Annotated in this window: 21 protein-coding genes; 7 read left to right on the plus strand and 14 right to left on the minus strand. The window is 42.0% G+C overall.

Annotation, left to right across the window (positions count from 1 at the left end):
• Positions 1 to 277: 277 nt before the first annotated feature.
• The 3 genes from B3297_RS02995 to B3297_RS03005 form a co-directional block, all read right to left on the minus strand.
• Positions 278 to 1102 carry an alpha/beta fold hydrolase gene (locus B3297_RS02995; protein WP_112373435.1) on the minus strand — a complete coding sequence of 275 codons (825 nt, stop codon included), beginning with the start codon at positions 1100 to 1102 and terminating at the stop codon, positions 278 to 280.
• Between the two features lie 234 nt (positions 1103 to 1336).
• Positions 1337 to 1846 (minus strand): DsbA family protein, encoded by a 510-nt coding sequence (locus B3297_RS03000; protein ID WP_286767833.1) that lies wholly within the window; start codon positions 1844 to 1846, stop codon positions 1337 to 1339.
• 2 nt (positions 1847 to 1848) lie between these two features.
• Positions 1849 to 2310: a redoxin domain-containing protein gene (locus B3297_RS03005; protein ID WP_286752985.1), complete on the minus strand. Its 462-nt coding sequence runs from the start codon at positions 2308 to 2310 to the stop codon at positions 1849 to 1851.
• Positions 2311 to 2521: 211 nt separating this feature from the next.
• On the opposite strand from B3297_RS03005, the gene B3297_RS03010 reads away from it, so the two are divergent.
• Both B3297_RS03010 and B3297_RS03015 read left to right on the plus strand, forming a co-directional pair.
• Entirely contained in the window at positions 2522 to 3370 is an 849-nt protein-coding gene (locus tag B3297_RS03010; protein ID WP_112373441.1) for an SDR family NAD(P)-dependent oxidoreductase, read from the plus strand.
• 74 nt (positions 3371 to 3444) lie between these two features.
• Positions 3445 to 4359 carry a helix-turn-helix domain-containing protein gene (locus tag B3297_RS03015; protein WP_112373442.1) on the plus strand — a complete coding sequence of 305 codons (915 nt, stop codon included), beginning with the start codon at positions 3445 to 3447 and terminating at the stop codon, positions 4357 to 4359.
• An 11-nt stretch (positions 4360 to 4370) separates the two neighbouring features.
• Here the strand turns inward: B3297_RS03015 and B3297_RS03020 are convergent, their stop codons facing one another.
• Entirely contained in the window at positions 4371 to 4895 is a 525-nt protein-coding gene (locus tag B3297_RS03020) for a hypothetical protein (RefSeq protein ID WP_201639556.1), read from the minus strand.
• Positions 4896 to 5128: 233 nt separating this feature from the next.
• Between B3297_RS03020 and B3297_RS03025 the strand changes: the two genes are divergently transcribed.
• The gene (locus tag B3297_RS03025) at positions 5129 to 5374 is read left to right on the plus strand and encodes an SMI1/KNR4 family protein (RefSeq protein ID WP_146752969.1); all 246 of its coding nucleotides are present in this window, start codon (positions 5129 to 5131) and stop codon (positions 5372 to 5374) included.
• 127 nt (positions 5375 to 5501) lie between these two features.
• On the opposite strand, the gene B3297_RS03030 is transcribed toward B3297_RS03025, so the two are convergent.
• Positions 5502 to 6059 carry a hypothetical protein gene (locus B3297_RS03030; RefSeq protein WP_146752970.1) on the minus strand — a complete coding sequence of 186 codons (558 nt, stop codon included), beginning with the start codon at positions 6057 to 6059 and terminating at the stop codon, positions 5502 to 5504.
• A gap of 231 nt (positions 6060 to 6290) precedes the next feature.
• On the opposite strand from B3297_RS03030, the gene B3297_RS03035 reads away from it, so the two are divergent.
• Positions 6291 to 6998: a Crp/Fnr family transcriptional regulator gene (locus tag B3297_RS03035; RefSeq protein WP_115047516.1), complete on the plus strand. Its 708-nt coding sequence runs from the start codon at positions 6291 to 6293 to the stop codon at positions 6996 to 6998.
• Between the two features lie 53 nt (positions 6999 to 7051).
• Here B3297_RS03035 and B3297_RS03040 read toward each other — a convergent pair whose 3' ends face one another.
• Genes B3297_RS03040 through nirB form a run of 4 tightly spaced genes read right to left on the minus strand, consistent with a single transcriptional unit; the run spans position 7052 to position 11219 of the window.
• Complete coding sequence (locus tag B3297_RS03040) at positions 7052 to 7453, minus strand: hypothetical protein (RefSeq protein ID WP_236560135.1); 402 nt, start codon at positions 7451 to 7453, stop codon at positions 7052 to 7054.
• 6 nt (positions 7454 to 7459) lie between these two features.
• The gene (locus B3297_RS03045; protein ID WP_112373447.1) at positions 7460 to 8272 is read right to left on the minus strand and encodes a formate/nitrite transporter family protein; all 813 of its coding nucleotides are present in this window, start codon (positions 8270 to 8272) and stop codon (positions 7460 to 7462) included.
• Between the two features lie 48 nt (positions 8273 to 8320).
• Positions 8321 to 8668 carry a nitrite reductase small subunit NirD gene (gene nirD / locus B3297_RS03050; RefSeq protein WP_112373448.1) on the minus strand — a complete coding sequence of 116 codons (348 nt, stop codon included), beginning with the start codon at positions 8666 to 8668 and terminating at the stop codon, positions 8321 to 8323.
• A gap of 34 nt (positions 8669 to 8702) precedes the next feature.
• Positions 8703 to 11219 (minus strand): nitrite reductase large subunit NirB, encoded by a 2517-nt coding sequence (gene nirB, locus B3297_RS03055; protein WP_286778396.1) that lies wholly within the window; start codon positions 11217 to 11219, stop codon positions 8703 to 8705.
• Between the two features lie 199 nt (positions 11220 to 11418).
• Between nirB and cobA the strand changes: the two genes are divergently transcribed.
• A complete protein-coding gene (gene cobA / locus B3297_RS03060) occupies positions 11419 to 12180 on the plus strand; it encodes a uroporphyrinogen-III C-methyltransferase (protein ID WP_286767837.1) in 762 nt (253 codons plus the stop codon).
• A gap of 130 nt (positions 12181 to 12310) precedes the next feature.
• Here the strand turns inward: cobA and B3297_RS03065 are convergent, their stop codons facing one another.
• Both B3297_RS03065 and B3297_RS03070 read right to left on the minus strand, forming a co-directional pair.
• Entirely contained in the window at positions 12311 to 13060 is a 750-nt protein-coding gene (locus tag B3297_RS03065) for a DeoR/GlpR family DNA-binding transcription regulator (RefSeq protein ID WP_115047512.1), read from the minus strand.
• Positions 13061 to 13064: 4 nt separating this feature from the next.
• Positions 13065 to 14249 carry an MFS transporter gene (locus tag B3297_RS03070; protein WP_286767838.1) on the minus strand — a complete coding sequence of 395 codons (1185 nt, stop codon included), beginning with the start codon at positions 14247 to 14249 and terminating at the stop codon, positions 13065 to 13067.
• Between the two features lie 74 nt (positions 14250 to 14323).
• Here B3297_RS03070 and B3297_RS03075 point away from each other — a divergent pair, with 74 nt between their 5' ends.
• Positions 14324 to 14713: a VOC family protein gene (locus B3297_RS03075; RefSeq protein WP_046674292.1), complete on the plus strand. Its 390-nt coding sequence runs from the start codon at positions 14324 to 14326 to the stop codon at positions 14711 to 14713.
• Between the two features lie 89 nt (positions 14714 to 14802).
• Here B3297_RS03075 and B3297_RS03080 read toward each other — a convergent pair whose 3' ends face one another.
• The 3 genes from B3297_RS03080 to B3297_RS03090 form a co-directional block, all read right to left on the minus strand.
• A complete protein-coding gene (locus tag B3297_RS03080; RefSeq protein WP_112373453.1) occupies positions 14803 to 15405 on the minus strand; it encodes a hypothetical protein in 603 nt (200 codons plus the stop codon).
• Positions 15406 to 15461: 56 nt separating this feature from the next.
• Positions 15462 to 15713 (minus strand): hypothetical protein, encoded by a 252-nt coding sequence (locus tag B3297_RS03085; protein ID WP_046674299.1) that lies wholly within the window; start codon positions 15711 to 15713, stop codon positions 15462 to 15464.
• Positions 15714 to 15975: 262 nt separating this feature from the next.
• Entirely contained in the window at positions 15976 to 16365 is a 390-nt protein-coding gene (locus B3297_RS03090) for a DoxX family protein (protein WP_286770175.1), read from the minus strand.
• Between the two features lie 36 nt (positions 16366 to 16401).
• Here B3297_RS03090 and B3297_RS03095 point away from each other — a divergent pair, with 36 nt between their 5' ends.
• Complete coding sequence (locus B3297_RS03095) at positions 16402 to 16674, plus strand: hypothetical protein (protein ID WP_286778397.1); 273 nt, start codon at positions 16402 to 16404, stop codon at positions 16672 to 16674.
• Positions 16675 to 17201: the final 527 nt, after the last annotated feature.

The raw sequence follows: 17201 nt of genomic DNA on the forward strand, positions 1-17201 counted from the left end.
ATTAACGGTACTCAGCCTATTTCCGCATTTTTCTTAGGGTCAAACCTACAAATTAATTCGTTTCGAGGTCTCTGTGTACGTATCGATAATAAATTTAAAAATCCTACCACCTGTCAGTTTTGCTAAGCAGCTGATTATACTTTCTAGCATAGCAATGCTCATCTGTTACTTTCCTTCCCGCCAAAGTGACCAATAGAAATAGCTCTAAGATAGGATAACAAAAAGATGCTGCCTTNNAAGGCAGCATCTTTTTGTTATCGCTTTTTGTTGTATGCGCTTATTTTCCGCTAATAAAATCCAAAATATCCTTATTAATGGTCTCCGCTTCTGTAGTAGGCATTCCATGTGGAAAACCGGGATAGGTAATTAAAGTACCATTTTGGACTAACTTAGCCGCTCTTCTACCCGTGATATCAATCGGTACGATCTGATCATCTTCACCATGCAATACTAAGACAGGAATCTCGACTTTTTTAAGTTCTTCTGTAAAATCAGTTTCAGAGAACGCTTTGATACAATCATAGTGTGCCTTAATACCGCCCATCATCCCTTGCCGCCACCAGTTGTCCATCACGCCTTGCTGTACATTCGCTCCATCGCGGTTATAGCCATAAAAAGCGAGGGTAAAATCTTGAAAATACTGTTGTCTGCGTGTTGCAGTATTCAATCTTATTTCGTCAAAAACCTCCATTGGTACACCATCGGGATTTGTAGCACTCTTAGCCATGGTCGGGGTAACCGCACTGATCAATACAGCTTTTGAAACCCGAGAAGTACCGTGATTGGTTATGTAGCGAACGACCTCGCCACCACCTGTTGAGTGACCAATATGGATGGCATCTTTTAAATCCAATGCTTCTACCAATTGTGCAATATCCGACGCATAGGTATCCATCTCATTTCCTGTCGCCGTCTGTGTCGAGCGACCATGACCCCGGCGATCGTGTGCGATCACACGGTACCCTTTTTCGAGGAAGTACATCAACTGCGCGTCCCAATCGTCGCTGGATAAAGGCCAACCATGATGAAATACGATCGGTTGTCCTGTTCCCCAGTCCTTGTAATAAATTTCTGTTCCGTCTTGAACTTTGAATGTTGCCATGATGAGTAGTTTAAGAATTTTATTGTTTACATGATATGTTAATTGGATTGCAATTCATAGTCCAACAAACATATACAACTGTATTTAAGCATACTAAAAAATTAAAAGTCAATTTAAAAACAACGATATTTCGTTATTTATACAACAGGTTCATTCGTTTTTACGATACGATCTATTATCCTGCAAGAGACTTCTCGTCGTGTGCTCACCTGTGTTTAAATAGTATTCATATATTCAGTTTTCACCTAATATTTGAACCAAATCTTCCGCTCCACCATCAAATTTCTGTCCATTAACAAAAAATGTCGGTGTCCCATTAACGCCGCTAAGCATACCACTTTCAAAATCGCCATCCACGCGATCCTGTAACGCCTCGTCCTGCGAATCAGATTTGAACTTCGACATGTCCAAATCCAGTTGCTCGGCGATATCCAGCAGCAATCTTTCACTCAGCAAGTTTTGGTGTTCAAAAATGGCATCATGCATCTCCCAAAATTTCCCTTGCAGTGCTGCAGCCTCCGCCGCCAATGCTGCGGGTTTTGCATAGGGGTGCATCTCCGAAAGCGGAAAATTGCGGAATACAAACCTGATCTGGCTTCCCAGTTCGGCCATCATTTCTTTTATAATTGGATGAGCTGCACCACAATGCGGACATTGGTAATCCCCATATTCAACAATGGTCAGATCGGCCTGGCCATTTCCCAATATATGGTCAGCATTGCTGACCTTCGGTTTCAATGACATAATTATTTTGATTTAAGATTCTCCAATGCTTCGATAATACCGTCTGCACCCGGATTGACCGCAGTCGGAGACAGATAACTCCAAGCGATAACGCCCTCCTTATCAATCACAAAAAGTGCGCGCTTGCACTCCCCTTCCTCTTCATCGTAAACACCATACTTCTTGGCGACCTCGCCTTTAGCTTCAAAATCGGCTAAAAGTGGAAAATGCAGCTTTCGGGATTGCGCAAAGGCCATATGGCACCATTTGCTGTCAACGGAAATACCCATAATTTCGGCATCATATTTTTTAAAATATTTGAGCATTTCATTATATAAGGCCATCTGATCGCTACATACCGGACTCCAATCTGCCGGATAAAATGCCAATATCACATTATGCCCCTTAAATTCTGATAATCTAATTTTTTGATCGGGTGTCGCGTACAAGGTAAAATCAGGAGCAACATCATTTTCTTTTAACATATCAACGTCTTTAAAGTTTATCGACCATCTCAAGGTGCACAACCTTAAAATAGATGTGCATCATCTTTAAATAAAGCACTTAAAAGCTAAAATTGTTTTAAGGAAAAAATAGCTATCCACGATTTGACTACAATATCCGTTGATCTGCCTACATCCAAACTCGATCGATTAGCCACCTTTGTAACATCAATTTATTTAAAAAAAGAAATACATGAAATCACAAAAAGTATGGTTTGTCACTGGCGCTTCCAAAGGGCTAGGTCTCAGTCTCGTTAAAGAATTGCTCGCCCAAGGTTATCTTGTGGTTGCCACATCACGAACAAAACAGGCCCTAGAAGATGAAATCGGCGATCAGGAAAATTTTCTGCCGCTTGAAGTGGACATTACCGATGACAAAGACGTTGCCCGGGCAGTACTCTCGGCCATTGATTATTTCGGAAAGATTGATGTATTGGTCAACAATGCCGGATATGGTCAGACCGGCACCCTAGAGGAGCTCAGTGATCGGGAAGCACGCCGCAACTTCGAAGTGAATGTCTTTGGATCACTTAATGCCATCAGGCATATTGCCCCCCATATGCGACGCCAACAAGCGGGACATATTTTCAATATAGCATCTATCGGCGGACTCGCAGGAAATTATCCAGCCTTTGGTGTTTATTGCTCCACCAAATTTGCTGTCGCAGGCTTTACCGAAGCCCTCGCTGTCGAAATGGAACCTTTTGGTGTACACACGACCTTGGTGTATCCCGGTTACTTCAGAACTGATTTTTTATCCGAGGGATCCTTACACACCGCAGCCAATCCAATCGCTGCGTACGTCACTGCCCGAGAAAACGAAGCTACCCATCTGCATCAGATCCATGGCAATCAGGCAAACGATCCCCACAAAGCAGCAACCTTATTAATTGAGTTAAGTACGCTCGCACAGCCCCCAGTTCATTTTTTAATGGGCGAGGATGCGTATGAGCTGGCAAAAAATAAGATCAATATGCTTATGACGGAGATCGAAAAATGGAAAAGTTATACCGTGTCAACAGCTTTCGAGCAATCCGTATAACAGCTTAGTTCAGTATAAGGAGCTTCCTAGGATATTTCACAATAATCAAATTAGAAATTCATTAAATTTACAACATGGAGAATACATTTCGCTTTCATTCGCTTTCGGAATTCCACAGCTTTTGCGGACTACCTAAGCCCGAACATCCATTGATGAGCTTGGTTGATTATAGTCAAGTACATTACCCCATAAATGACAGCAAATTGAATTGGATACAACATTTTTATTCGATCGGTTTAAAGCGAAATGTAAATGCCCGGTTCAATTATGGACAGCAGCACTATGACTTCGACTCGGGCATACTCACTTTTATCTCGCCCCTACAATTTCTACAAGTGGAGATCAATCAGCAAGTGCAGGCACAACCCAGCGGCTGGATTTTGTTGATCCATCCCGATTTTCTCTGGAACAGCGAACTGGCAAAACATATTCACTCCTACGATTTTTTCCAATATCAGGTCAATGAAGCGCTTTTTCTTTCGGACAAAGAAGAAGCCATCATTGTCGATATTCTGCAGAATATAGAAAAAGAGTATCAGTCCAATATCGATAAATTTAGCCGCGAACTCATTATCAAACAGATCGAGCGCTTGCTGATTTACGCCGAACGATTTTACGAACGTCAATTTATCACCCGCAAACGATCGACCCAAGAGCTGGTCACCAAGTTTGAGCAGTTACTGTCAGCACAGTTTCAGCAACACATACTTGTGGAGCATGGCGTACCAACCGTCAGCTTCCTGGCGCAGCAGCTCAATTTATCACCAAACTACCTGGGCAGTTTGCTGCGTATCTACACCCAACAAAACACCCAACAGCATATTCAGCATAAAATGATCGAGTATGCCAAATTAAGGCTAAGCACGAGTTCCCTTTCCATCAGTGAAATCGCCTATGAACTGGGTTTCGAACATCCACAGTCGTTCAGTAAAGTGTTCAAAAAGAATACCCAACAAAGTCCCGTGGAATTTAGGCAACAATTTCAGTAGGTTATTTATCTTTACTCCGCGTAATATCCCGCTACCCCAATGCCAATCGTCCAAAAGAACTTTGACTTTTTAAGGTCCTCCAGCAGCATATCCGCATTGTCTTCGTATTCGCCATCGGCTTTGATTTCCTCAATCTCCTCCTGAACATCCTCTTCAGTCATCTGTCTCCAGACGCCCACAGAGCTATTTAAAAATGTATAGCAATATCCCGCTTCGGCATCATCAACCTCACCCTGATTTTTATCCGTTAAGAGATTGACCAGTTCAGCTGCTTCGACCTGAAATGGATTAACACCATAGATATTGATTTCAGTTTTTTCTGGATAGGGTCCATTGATGCTTTCTATAAATTCCAATGTTCCCTGATCATTAAAATCAAGTCTCAATTCGAGTTCATCATAATAATATTGGTCGTCCAGCGCATCTGAAGGAGCACCAAGCACACCTTGAACTTCAGCACGGCCCGCACCAAGATTAACTTGACCAATACCTTCAATTTGAATCCCAACAAGTGGGACTAGTTCGATCTTTTTCATGCGTATTCAGTAAATTATAAAAAGGATACCTGCATAAATAACACTTGAACATCTGCTATCGTTTTATCCAATGATGAACATAGCTACAGCGTTATGCTGACATAAATTTACACTAATTCCCATTAAATAATTATTAACATTTTTAACTTTTCATACGATCCATAGCGCACATGATAATTCGCATACTCAGGCAATTATGACTAACTTTATGAATGCATCAAAAATCCACCATTATGCAACAGACACTAGCCACATTAGACAGTTATATCCAAAATCTAAGACCTGAGCTGTATATCGATCTACAGTCCTCGTTATCGGCAGAAGAGTTTAGGGCCCTTGAACAGCAATATGATATGGAGATACCTCAGAATCTTAAAGCGCTCTATCGCTGGAAAAATGGGCAATGCAATACAAGTTGTGAAGCCTTTGTTAACAATTCGACTTTTATCCCGCTGGAAGAAGAGCTGGATACAGCGTAGGAACTGACCAATATGATTGGTATGGACTTGGAAATCGAAAACTGGTGGAATGAGTATTTTTTTAGCCTAGATAACACCGGCGAATATCCCAAACGTTTTAAGGTGGGCTAACAGAAACTCATCGCCCTCATTTTTTTCTCTCGATGAATTTTTGAATTACACTCCTGTCGTTAAACATTACTTTTTTCACATAGTAACCTTTTCCACTAGAAGCCAGAGCTGCCGAATCTGCCGAAATGTAATTACAAAAAAAAGAAATCAGTTCAGGAGAAGCCTCATACACCAAATAATTCAGTCTTAAAGTTTTATTATCTGGATTCAAACATAATTGACATAAGGATTTTTCATGATCAAAAAACTCAATCTCTAGATTCGAGCAATAGTTATGTTTATGCCCTATATCATTCTTTTCAGGTTTGTACCGCTTTAACTTATCTAATTCATCGAGAAGAATGTCCCATTTCGCTAATGGAAAGGTATCATTCTTGGCCGCAAAAAAATCAACCGCATGATGTTTATAAGAATCACTCAAGTATCTTTCTTGACTATACTGTTCATCAACGAATTCTCGACTGAACAAAATCCGTAATTCCTTTTCCCGCTGTTTCTCTTTGGAACCACAGGATAAAAACAGAGGCAACATGCAATAAAGAGTAACAAAAATTAAATAAGTTCTTTGATTCATAATACTATTGGTCTTTACACTAAATCGAAGAAAACAATACATGCTGGTTTCAAATAACCGCATCAACAAGATGCCGACATTATGGAGATGCAAAATTTCATCCAGTTCCACACATTAATAAGTTAAAATCAAAAGATATACTGTTTTTATAAAAGGTAAAATAGGAATTTAAACGAATAGATAATAACTTTGGACAGATAACACACCGTCCATTATACGAATCAGACTTTGATGAAATCGAAGAAAACAAATCCTTGCGATCACTCCTGCCTTATGTGCCGTTATGTCTTACAAGATTGGCTCGGACAGATCGACCTTCATCGGAAGAATATCAAACTAAAAAAAGGTGAACAGTTTATCTCCGAAGGAGAATCCGTTCGGGGAATTTATTTCATCCAGTCGGGACTTGTCAAAGTTCACCGTAATCTGGGGGATAAAGAAACCATTGTACGATTTGCAAAAAAAGGAGATATCGTTGGCCATCGCGGAATCAGTACCGAACAAACTGTCTACCCTATTTCTGCAACAACCCTGGAAGTGTCACAGCTCTGCTTCGTCGAAATGCCGTTCTTCCTGTCCACGCTACGCATAAATCCAGAGCTGAGTTACCGGTTGATGTTGTTTTTTGCCGACGAACTACATCTTTCTGAACAAAAGATGACCCGCCTGACACAGCTCGCTGTTAAAAATCGCCTTGCCTGGAGCCTATTGTTACTTCACCGTGTTTTCAGCGAGGGACATAAGGATGGATATATTGGATTATCCCTAAGCAAAAAAGACTTGGCTTCCTACGTAGGCGCTACGTACGAGACCGTATATCGTACGCTGAGCGAACTTATCGAATTAGGAGCCATCATAATGGACAAAAAAGATATTTTTATTAAAAACCTCCAGCTTTTACAGGATCTATCAGAAGAAAACAATGGAGAGTTAAACTAGCTAGAAAAGCCAACGACTCCCCAAATCATATATTCCCTTAAAAATACATCACCTTAAAATTTAAAGCCCATACCGACTCCCAATCTCCATTTACCATCAGCAGCACTCGTTTTTGCGGTATAGAATGCTGGCAGCTGAATGGCAATATGTCGGAATACAGCCGTTAAACCAAATCCCAGAGAGGGCGTGATCCAGGAGTTCTTTGGCTTCCCCGATTCAACCTTATCTTCTTTCAGTTTTAAGCTAGGTAATAGACCAAGCAACAGGCAGCTTTTGGGTGCGAATATGTATTTCACAGCTGGCCCGGTACAATTGAAGTAAACACCCCGATCGACGTAGCCCGCTACCGCAATGCCTTCAAACAAACTGCCTTTTATTATTTTTTCCTGACTATAAATTCTATCGCCAGCAATCAGCAACAAGATTAGCGTCAATAGTTTTTTCATTTGATCCATAAAAATTCAATTTTGTGAAGTTGATACCTTTTCTTTTTGATGATAAGTATAATAGATAGCCATCCCCGTAAATAGCAGACCGCCAACAATGTTTCCAGCGGTTACGATCAGCTGATTACAAAGCCACCAGTCGGAGATCGTCACTTTTGCACCAAACATCATCCCGGCAGGGATCACAAACATGTTAACAACAGCGTGCTCATAACCTAATGCAAAGAATATAAAGATCGGAATACCCGCAGCTAGAATTTTACCAAGGGTAGACTTAGAAGTCATGGACATCACCACGCCCATACAGACCATCCAATTACACAGAATAGCTTTGACAAAAGCCGAAAACAAACCCGCCGCTCCATGACTGCTGTATCCAAGGGTTTTCTTTTCACTGATCAGAATCAGACTATGTTCGATATTTCCGAGCTGGCTCGACTGCCCGGTCTCTGTGCTAGCCGCCCAGAACAAAATCGCAAAGAGCACACTGCCCAACAAGTTGCCCAGAAAAACCCAGAAAAGATTATTGGCCATCGCCTTAAAATTGATCTTACCTTCAAACCAGGCTAAAGGCACCAGCGAAAAGCTTCCCGTCACCAGCTCCAGACCAAGGATAACGATAATGACAAAACCCACCGGAAAAACAAATGCACCGACTAAGCTCAGTCCCGTCTGGGAAGTCGCCAATAGTGCGAGTGTGACAGAAATTGCCAATAAGGCTCCTGACAATGCTCCCCGTATCAATAGATCTTTGATTGGAAGCGTAGATTTGTAGATTGCGGTATTCATCATTGCACCAGCAACCTCTTTTGGGCTAATATAATCCATGGTATTTTTGTTTTAAAAGGTTTTAGATTCAGTTATTTATTAGCTTAGCTAAGCAGTCATTCCAATAAAAACACTTCCGTTTTCAACCTTCACCGGGTAAGTTTTAATCGCACATTCATCACCCGAAAGACATTCACCTGTGTCTAGGGCAAAGGTTTTTTTATGGAAAGGACAAGCGACTTTCGGCGTCTCACCCAAAGAGCCCAACATCCCGCGGCTTAAAATCATCTGCCGTTTGTGCGGACATTCATTCTGCGTGGCATACCACTCATTGCGGCGGGCAAAATAAAACAAGGCCACCTGTTCGTTATTCAATTTAAGACAGACTCCGCCGTTTTCAATGGCATCTTCAATCCGGCAAGCCTTCAGCCACTGCATGTCAATTTGCATATTCATATGATTTCAATTAAAAGGTTTAGTGATTCTATATTTAATAAGTATTGATGTTCCAATCTGCAGCTTTCTTCTGTCCGCGAAAGCTTTCGAAGCGAACAGTTTCATCCTTCTCCTCTGGTGCATTTACAAAATGAACAAAGCGTTTACGAATTTCCGGATCCTCCACAGCGACTTTCCATTCACAGCGATAACTATCAACAAGCAGCTGCATATCCTGTTCCCAGGAATCACCCATCCCCAGACTATCCTGTACCACAACATTTCTTAGATAATCTATTCCGCCCTCCATTTTATTGAGCCAGGTAGCAGTCCGCGTTAACGGATCCGCGGTGCGGATATAAAACATCAAAAAACGATCGATATAACGGATACAGGTTTCACTATCGATATCCGAGGCTAATAATAAGGCATGCTGCGGCTTACTTCCACCGTTGCCGCAAACATAAAGGTTCCAACCTTTTTCGGTTGCAATAATTCCAAAATCCTTACTCTGCGCTTCAGCACACTCGCGAATACAACCACTAACGGCCGACTTGATCTTATGCGGAGCACGTAGTCCACGATAGCGTTCCTCTATCCGTATCGCAAAAGAAACACTATCGTGCAACCCAAACCGACACCAGGTACTGCCTACACAGCTTTTAACAGTCCGTAATGCCTTACCATAAGCATGTCCACTTTCAAAACCCGCAGCAATAAGTTCTTCCCAAATCAATGGCAGATCATTGAGATGTGCACCAAATAAGTCAATGCGCTGTCCACCCGTAATTTTTGTATATAACCTGTATTTCTTGGCCACCTCCCCAATAACGATCAGTTTATCCGGGGTAATTTCACCGCCTGGAATACGCGGGACCACCGAATATGTCCCACCCTTTTGTATATTAGCCAGATAACGGTCGTTGCTATCCTGAGCCACATCATTACCCTTGCCAAGAATCATCTCGTTCCAAAGACTGGCAAGCAAGGAAGACACCAAAGGTTTACAGACTTCGCATCCATGGCCATGGCCCAGCACATCCAATACATGATCATAACTTTTGAGCTCGTGGATCTTGATCAGATCATAAAGCTCCTGACGGCTCAAATCGAAATGTTCGCAGATGGTACTCCGGATATATTTCCCTTGCTGTTTCATGGTGTAATTAACAAGGTCCTTAATCATCGGCACACAGCCGCCGCATCCTGATCCGGCTTTGGTACATTTCTTTACGGCGTCCGCATTTTCACAATTTTTAGTTGCTACAGCATCACAAATCTGTGCTTTAGAAACTCCTTCACAACTGCAGATTAGCGCCGCATCAGGAAGAGCCTCTAGACCAGAAGAAGCCGACCTACTTTCACGCTGCTGGTCGAAAAGGAGAAGTTCTGGATGTTCTGCTAATGGGAGGTTATTGTTAACCATCTGAAGCAACATGTTGTAACTTGTCGCTTCCCCGACAAGTATTCCGCCCAATAGCCGCGTTCCATCTGTACTGACGTTTAGTCGTTTATAAATACCCTTATTACGATCCTCCAATAAGATCGTTCGAGCATAAGGTTCACTGATAAAAGGATCTCCAAAACTTGCCACATCAACTCCCATCAGTTTCAGTTTAGTGCTCATATCAAACCCTATAAAAGATTTTTCTTCTCCTATGATTTGAGCTGCCGCAATTTCAGCCATCTCATACCCAGGCGCCACCAGACCATAAATCATATCATTCACCAAGGCGCATTCACCGATGGCATAAACTGAAGGGTCTGAGGTCTGCATCTGTGCATTCACCAAAATTCCACCCCGTTCACCGACCGCTAGGCCCGACTTCTTGGCGAGTTCGTCACGGGGACGTATACCAGCCGATATCACCAGCAGATCTGTCGCCATGGAGGTGCCGTCGTTAAAGGCGACTCCTGTGAGGCGATCATCACCTAGCAGTTGACTTGTGGATTTTTGCAATAAGCAACGCAAGCCCAATTCCGCGAGCTTATGCTGCAAAAGCACACTGGCACTATCGTCGATCTGGCGTGGCATCAGGCGGGGAGCAAATTCAATCACAGCAGTTTCTTTTAGGCCAAGATCTAGGAGAGCTTTAGCCGCTTCAAGACCCAAAAGTCCGCCCCCCATGACCGTACCAGTTTTGACCTTTGCCGCATAAGCCTTAATCAACTCCAAGTCTTCGATTGTACGGTAGAGAAACACCCCTTCTTTCTCAATCCCAGAAATAGGAGGAACAAAAGGGGCAGAACCTGTCGCAAAAACCAAATAGTCATAATTTAATGTAATCCCTTTTAGAGACTTCACTTCCTTTTTCAAGAGATTTATAGCAATAACAGGATCATCTAAATGGATTTTTACATTATTCTCTATATACCACTCATTTTTTAGCAAAAAAAGTTCATTAATGGACGAAACTTTGAAGTAATCTGTCAAATGAACACGATCATAAGCTCGAATTGACTCCTCTGCGAATACAGTTATACCTAGGTTATTAGATTTTTGCTTTAATTTTTCACAAATCTTATTACCAACCATACCATTTCCGATAATAACAACATTTTTTCTATCCATAATCATAATTTTTATTGAAAAAAATCAATTTACACTTTCAATAACACTAATTTATGGAATAAAAAATCAAAAAATCAAAATAAATATGATTTTTATAATATTTTTTCAAAAATAAAACATAAAAATTAACACAAAACATGATTTTAGTCATATTTTTTTAATACTTTTATATAAAATAAAAACAAAAAAAAAGGATATAATGAAAGAAATAAAGAAAAAAACCTTATTTATTGTAGGTTCTGGACCGGGAGACCCCGAATTACTTACCATAAAAGCTTATAAAGCGATAGAAAATGCTGAAGTGATCCTATATGACAACCTAATTAATCAAGAAATCCTTCAAATAGCAGACAAAAACTGCTTAAAACACTATGTTGGCAAGCATCCTTATGGAAAATACGTTCCTCAGGAAGAAATAAATGAACTTATCCTACATTACTGCAGCAAATTCGACAGGGTGCTACGACTTAAAGGTGGTGATCCCTATCTTTTTGGCCGGGGTTTTGAAGAATGGCTTACCGTGCAAAACAGATCCATTGACATCACCTATATTCCGGGTATCAGCAGCATGCAAGGCGCAGGCCTTCATAATATTCCATTAACACATCGCGGTGTAAGTGAAGGCGTATGGGTATTGACAGGCATGAAGAAAGATGGAACCCTTTCATCCGATCTGCAACTAGCGGTTCAGAGCAGATCTACAGTAGTTATCTATATGGGCATGCGTAAGCTCGACGAAATTGCACGTACTTATGTGTTACACGGTAAAGGAGAAACAACAGCCGCGATTATACAGCACGCAAGCTTACCTCAACAAAGACAAGTGCATTGCAAAGTCAAAGATCTCGTAAAAATAAGCAAAGAGTATAACATGGGACATCCAGCCATCATTATCATAGGCGACGTCGTGAATCTACAACATACATTGACACTGGCTACCGAAAAAAGGCACATCATCTAACGCTATCTGCCCGTCATTCTGCCGGACACAACAATACCACTTCGCAGCAGCACGTAAACAGAAGAGCTTGCCGCAGGGATGATTATTCGCTGAATTCGACCACAATACAAGGCCAAAATAGTCAGGCCGTCTATACAATCTGCAGATCCATATTTCTAAAGGGATTCAGTTCGGAATCATTGGAGTCCAGGTCGGTGATTAATGCCGTGAGCGAATCTATTGGACATACCCTAAACAGTTCCCCTTGATAAAGCTTATTCTGGCTGGCTAAGGCTATTGTTTTCTTTGCACATTGCACCATCATCTTTTTTGTTTCGCCATCTGCAGCTGACGTTGCCGATACACCGAGCTCAGGATCTACAGCACAAGTTCCCATAATAAAGATATCGGCGTTATATTTAGCAACTTCCATACAGGTTGTGATGCCTGAAGTTACAGCCAGATCGGGTTCAAAATTACCACCCAAAAAAATAAGTTCTACATTTTTGAACTTCTCGAGCAGCGGCACTATGGAAAAATTATTTGTAACCATCCGGATCCGGATATCCAATGGCATCGCATTCACTACGGCCCATGTCGTAGTGCCACCATCCACAAAAAGGGTCATGCCATCTTTCAGAAACGGCTGTACTTTTAATGCAATAATATCTTTTTCTTTGGTCAGAAACGATTGCCTATCCTGGAAAGTCAACGGATCTTTTTCGCGAAGCATAGCCCCACCCCTGGTCTTGGAAAGCAAGCCGTTCCGATAGAGAAGATCTATGTCGCGACGGATGGTATCTTCCGATACCGCCAACAATACCGCCAGTTCTTCAAATTTCACCTTCCTCCGACTCGCCAATTCGCGGAGTATTACCTCAAAACGCTCTTCTTTTAACATGCTATTACTTCCTGATTTTATAGATAAGGGCTACCACTAGAAAAAGTAAAGCTATTGTTTCGAAAGCAATGATCAAAGAAAAATGCTGTGCAATAGCACCCAAAAGCGCCGGTCCTGCCAGCTGACCTGCATAGCCCATGGTTGAAATAACCGGAATGGCTACTGTCGGTGAAAGTCCTTCAATCCGGCCACCCTCGCTAAAAAATACAGGGACAATATTGGCGGCTCCCAGTCCCAACAGGACAAATCCAACAAGTGTAACAAAAAGCCAGGGACTAAATACCAGGATCAAAATACCTAATGACGCCAATAGGCTCCCACCGATCACCACCACTTTACTATTCAGCTTGCTTACTAATCGATCTCCCTGCAATCTCATCACCGCCATCGCTACGGAGAAGGCCGCATATCCAATTCCCGTAAATTCCGGAGATACGCCTTTGTGATCCCGCAAGAATATGGCGCTCCAATCCAACATCGCTCCCTCCGACAGAAAGGCGATGAAACACATCAGTCCAAGTACCAGCACACTCCACCTGAGCCATTGAAATCTTTTTTTGGAAACCCGAGTCTCATCAATGTGGGAAAACTCGACAATGATTTCCTTTTCCTTATGGTAACCCAGCAGCTTTCGATATTGTAAGATCAATAGCAGTATTAAAAAGATAGCGATAGTAACTGCCGCATAAATCGGAATTAGCCCCATCTTTATCAGAAAACCCAAGCCGATCGATCCAAATAGGCCACCTACGCTGAACAGCCCATGTAAAGATGACATGATCGGTTTACCCATGGCATTCTGAACCTGCACACCATGTGCGTTCATAGCCACATCTATACTACCTATACTGCAGCCAAATATAAAAAGAACACAGGCCATCAAATAGCTATTTGTTACCATCAACAGAACAGGGAGCACAACGGCAGCAATTATACCTGAGATCAAAATCACTTGTCTACTCCCAAGTTTCCCGATAAAAAAACCAGAGAGAGGCATCGTTAATAGTGCACCACCACCCAAACACAGCAGTAAAAGCCCCAGTTCTCCATCGTTAAGACCAAGACGGTCCTTGGCGAAAGGTACCATCGGTGCCCAGCTTGATAGCGCGAGGCCACATACCAAAAACATAACCTGTGTCGCTGTTTTTGCCTTAATTATCGATTCGTTAATGATCGGTTTGTTCAACATTCTGATAAATTTTACATTGCAATATTACGCAAATTTGCATAATATTGCAATGTAATTAAATAAAAAGATTTGCCATGCGAATAGAACACCTCGCCCTGTGGGTCGATGACCTCGAGAAAATACGTGCTTTTTACGCCAAATACTTTGGTACTGTTAGCGGAGAAAAATACCATAACCCGAAGAAAGGGTTTTCATCCTACTTTCTTAAATTCCGCGAGTCAGACGCACGTTTAGAGATTATGAACCGTATTGATATCACTGCAGCAGCAGCTGACAGAAGCCTGAGCAAAGGTTATACCCATCTAGCCCTAAGCGTCGGTGGAAAAGATGCTGTCGATAAGTTGACCGAGCAATTACGGTCGGATGGATATATTATCGAAAGCGAACCCCGTACGACGGGCGATGGGTATTATGAAAGTGTCATACTTGATCCAGAGGGAAATCCAATAGAAATTGTAGCTTAAACGAAAAAAAATAAAGCATCTCGATGGTGCTCGAGTTGCTTTACCTTAATCCGTATGAAAAGAAAGTCCAAAAGGCCTATTTAAGGGATTCAATTACGATTTTTTATAACAGGGTCGATCCAGTAGTAGTCGTGGTCGGTATGGGAAAAGAACTCCATGGGGGTGACGTGACAATCAATGGTGTCGCTGAGCCCATCGTCGGTATAACTGACTACCTCTTCGGAGGGAAGCACCATACCGCTCATAATGGAACCATAGTCCAGGCAATGAAGATCCGACATCAGTACATTGACATGATTCGATACGACCCATTGTTCCATTTCTTCCTTACTGACACGTTTTACACGATCGGCCAAAAAGCGAGCTTCCTCCAGCTCTTTTTCAACGCTGTCCGGAAAAAATAGTAGTAAAAATGCCTCATACTTTTCAACGTCTTTATTTCGAATTGCTTCATTCCGTAGAAACAGCTTCTCGCCCATCTGTCCATACTGGTCCGCATATTTTTTCAGTTCCATCTGCGCAAGTTCCTGATCCGACCATTTTTGCAGCTCGGATAAGGCATACACCTCCGTACCTTGTCCGTCACAGCGGTTGAGGTATTCCCAGATATCGCCCTGCACGACTTTAGGTTTCTTCTGCTCCAGCACATTGTAGCCTTGGGCTATCCATGCGTCTATTTGTTCCCTTCTCATGTTCTGCTATTCTTTTAAAAAGAAACAACAGCGCAACTGCAATGGTTTGCTTTTTTCTATTTGAGATTCCGGGCTTTCAACTCCGCATCTACAGCCTTTTCATTTTTACCAAAATATTTATAGGCTAGGACCGCCAGAATCAGGGGAAAAATTGTCGGCCAGGTTATGCCTGCGACGAATACACTGTAGGCGGCTATCCCTAAACAAAAGCCAATGATCGATGCATTGATGATTTTCGTGGGTTTGGCTTTCTTCTTAAGAACCAACAACTCTTCATTACTGAGTTCATTTAATTTTTTTTCTTCCATCAGGTCTGTACTTTTATAGGTTAGTTATTTTGTATGTTGATGCGAATATAATTATTTAAATGGGCAATAAAAAAACAGAAAAGGTTGGAAATTAGCAAAAATAATAGCGCAAAAAAATAAAAAAGGTCGGATGAAAATGGAACACCCGACCTTTTTAACTAAGTTACTCCTTACATGGATACCTATAGGACAACAGCCGCAGGCAGATGGTTTGTTTTTTTTCCAATTTGTATCAGCTTCTGATCGACCAGTTTTCACCCAATCAGCTCTTGCTTGTACTTTTCAATGCCCAGGCCACCAATAGGGGTTGAAAAAATAAACGGGCGAGCCGCTTTCCATCCGTATCCAATCCAAAGCCATCCCGATGGTCTGTATATTGGGCAATATTTCCGGGAAACACGGCTGCAAAAAATGCTGCTGCGATTTTTCCAACGTTCGATCGCTGCTTGGCAGGTGCTAAAATCAGTGTAGCACCCAAAGCAATTTCCGCAAAACCTGAATATACAACTGTATCATCTTTGGAGATCGGAACCCAGTCTGGCACCTGAGCCTGAAATTCCTTACGGGCAAAGGTCAGATGTCCGATACCTGCAACAACCAAAAAAGCACCTAATCCAACCCGTGCAATCTTCTGCATATGTGATTTATCCATAGCTTTTTTATTCAAAGTACATCATTCGACGTAAAATTGTTTGACCTATTGCAATGCATCAATGTCATCGCCTATGATGGGAAAGAACAGCAACGTATTACAAGTTTACTCAACGGGGCTGGCGTTATGCCCAAGCGTGTTGATTTCATGTGCTATCCTACCGATGATTTTTGGGTGCGGAAAGGAATGGGGATCGAAGGAATAACAAAAAGCGGCCGATCTCCTCAGAGCAAGGCCGCTTTTTCAGATAGACAAATGGTACGTCACTGCATCCTGACTCTTTCCTGTAGTGCAGATCGGTATCACTAACGGAACAACTGCCGGCACTCAAACGTTTTCGAAGAAATATAAGAACAGCTGCCTTTCTCAAATCCAAAACCTGAGCATATTTCCCTATATTTATACCCGTGCTCCTAGAGCTCCTGTTATGTCAATTTCTTAATACTCGATTAAACGGGTTGAAAAACTTACAAACAGGCAGTTTGAGATCAGGAGCCGGAGCTCGCAAAAAGTAGTCTCAACATCAAAAGTTTAGCGCTTCTCGGGAGTTCCTCAAAGGTGAAATGGACACAAGGAAGAGATACGCTACAGCTGTCTTTACCCACTGTCAAGAACCCAAAAATCCCGAATTACGTGTATAAGATCGAATCGAATTAGACCAACGCCTATTTCACAAATCGTCTTACTCCCTTTAACAAAAAGCTCCTTGATCATTGATTGATCAGTGAGCTTTTACAATCAACACACTATTCTTACCATGATGCTATCCGTCGGACGGTATTGTAAAAAACTATTGCTTCAGCTGCAACGAATCGTAAGCCAAAGCGATCGGATAT

This window comes from Sphingobacterium sp. UBA3519, from assembly GCF_002377215.1.
GTDB lineage: Bacteria > Bacteroidota > Bacteroidia > Sphingobacteriales > Sphingobacteriaceae > Sphingobacterium > Sphingobacterium multivorum.

Excerpts from the sequence above, each read along its gene's own strand:
- nirD (WP_112373448.1), bottom strand. The coding sequence starts at position 8,668 with ATGAATATGCAAATTGACATGCAGTGGCTGAAGGCTTGCCGGATTGAA.
- B3297_RS03090 (WP_286770175.1), bottom strand. The coding sequence starts at position 16,365 with ATGGATAAATCACATATGCAGAAGATTGCACGGGTTGGATTAGGTGCT.
- B3297_RS03030 (WP_146752970.1), bottom strand. The coding sequence starts at position 6,059 with ATGAATCAAAGAACTTATTTAATTTTTGTTACTCTTTATTGCATGTTG.
- B3297_RS03035 (WP_115047516.1), top strand. The coding sequence starts at position 6,291 with ATGAAATCGAAGAAAACAAATCCTTGCGATCACTCCTGCCTTATGTGC.
- B3297_RS02995 (WP_112373435.1), bottom strand. The coding sequence starts at position 1,102 with ATGGCAACATTCAAAGTTCAAGACGGAACAGAAATTTATTACAAGGAC.
- B3297_RS03070 (WP_286767838.1), bottom strand. The coding sequence starts at position 14,249 with ATGTTGAACAAACCGATCATTAACGAATCGATAATTAAGGCAAAAACA.
- B3297_RS03020 (WP_201639556.1), bottom strand. The coding sequence starts at position 4,895 with ATGAAAAAGATCGAACTAGTCCCACTTGTTGGGATTCAAATTGAAGGT.
- B3297_RS03005 (WP_286752985.1), bottom strand. The coding sequence starts at position 2,310 with ATGTTAAAAGAAAATGATGTTGCTCCTGATTTTACCTTGTACGCGACA.
- B3297_RS03080 (WP_112373453.1), bottom strand. The coding sequence starts at position 15,405 with ATGAGAAGGGAACAAATAGACGCATGGATAGCCCAAGGCTACAATGTG.
- B3297_RS03000 (WP_286767833.1), bottom strand. The coding sequence starts at position 1,846 with ATGTCATTGAAACCGAAGGTCAGCAATGCTGACCATATATTGGGAAAT.
- B3297_RS03040 (WP_236560135.1), bottom strand. The coding sequence starts at position 7,453 with ATGGATCAAATGAAAAAACTATTGACGCTAATCTTGTTGCTGATTGCT.
- B3297_RS03010 (WP_112373441.1), top strand. The coding sequence starts at position 2,522 with ATGAAATCACAAAAAGTATGGTTTGTCACTGGCGCTTCCAAAGGGCTA.
- B3297_RS03025 (WP_146752969.1), top strand. The coding sequence starts at position 5,129 with ATGCAACAGACACTAGCCACATTAGACAGTTATATCCAAAATCTAAGA.
- nirB (WP_286778396.1), bottom strand. The coding sequence starts at position 11,219 with ATGGATAGAAAAAATGTTGTTATTATCGGAAATGGTATGGTTGGTAAT.
- cobA (WP_286767837.1), top strand. The coding sequence starts at position 11,419 with ATGAAAGAAATAAAGAAAAAAACCTTATTTATTGTAGGTTCTGGACCG.
- B3297_RS03045 (WP_112373447.1), bottom strand. The coding sequence starts at position 8,272 with ATGGATTATATTAGCCCAAAAGAGGTTGCTGGTGCAATGATGAATACC.
- B3297_RS03065 (WP_115047512.1), bottom strand. The coding sequence starts at position 13,060 with ATGTTAAAAGAAGAGCGTTTTGAGGTAATACTCCGCGAATTGGCGAGT.
- B3297_RS03085 (WP_046674299.1), bottom strand. The coding sequence starts at position 15,713 with ATGGAAGAAAAAAAATTAAATGAACTCAGTAATGAAGAGTTGTTGGTT.
- B3297_RS03015 (WP_112373442.1), top strand. The coding sequence starts at position 3,445 with ATGGAGAATACATTTCGCTTTCATTCGCTTTCGGAATTCCACAGCTTT.
- B3297_RS03075 (WP_046674292.1), top strand. The coding sequence starts at position 14,324 with ATGCGAATAGAACACCTCGCCCTGTGGGTCGATGACCTCGAGAAAATA.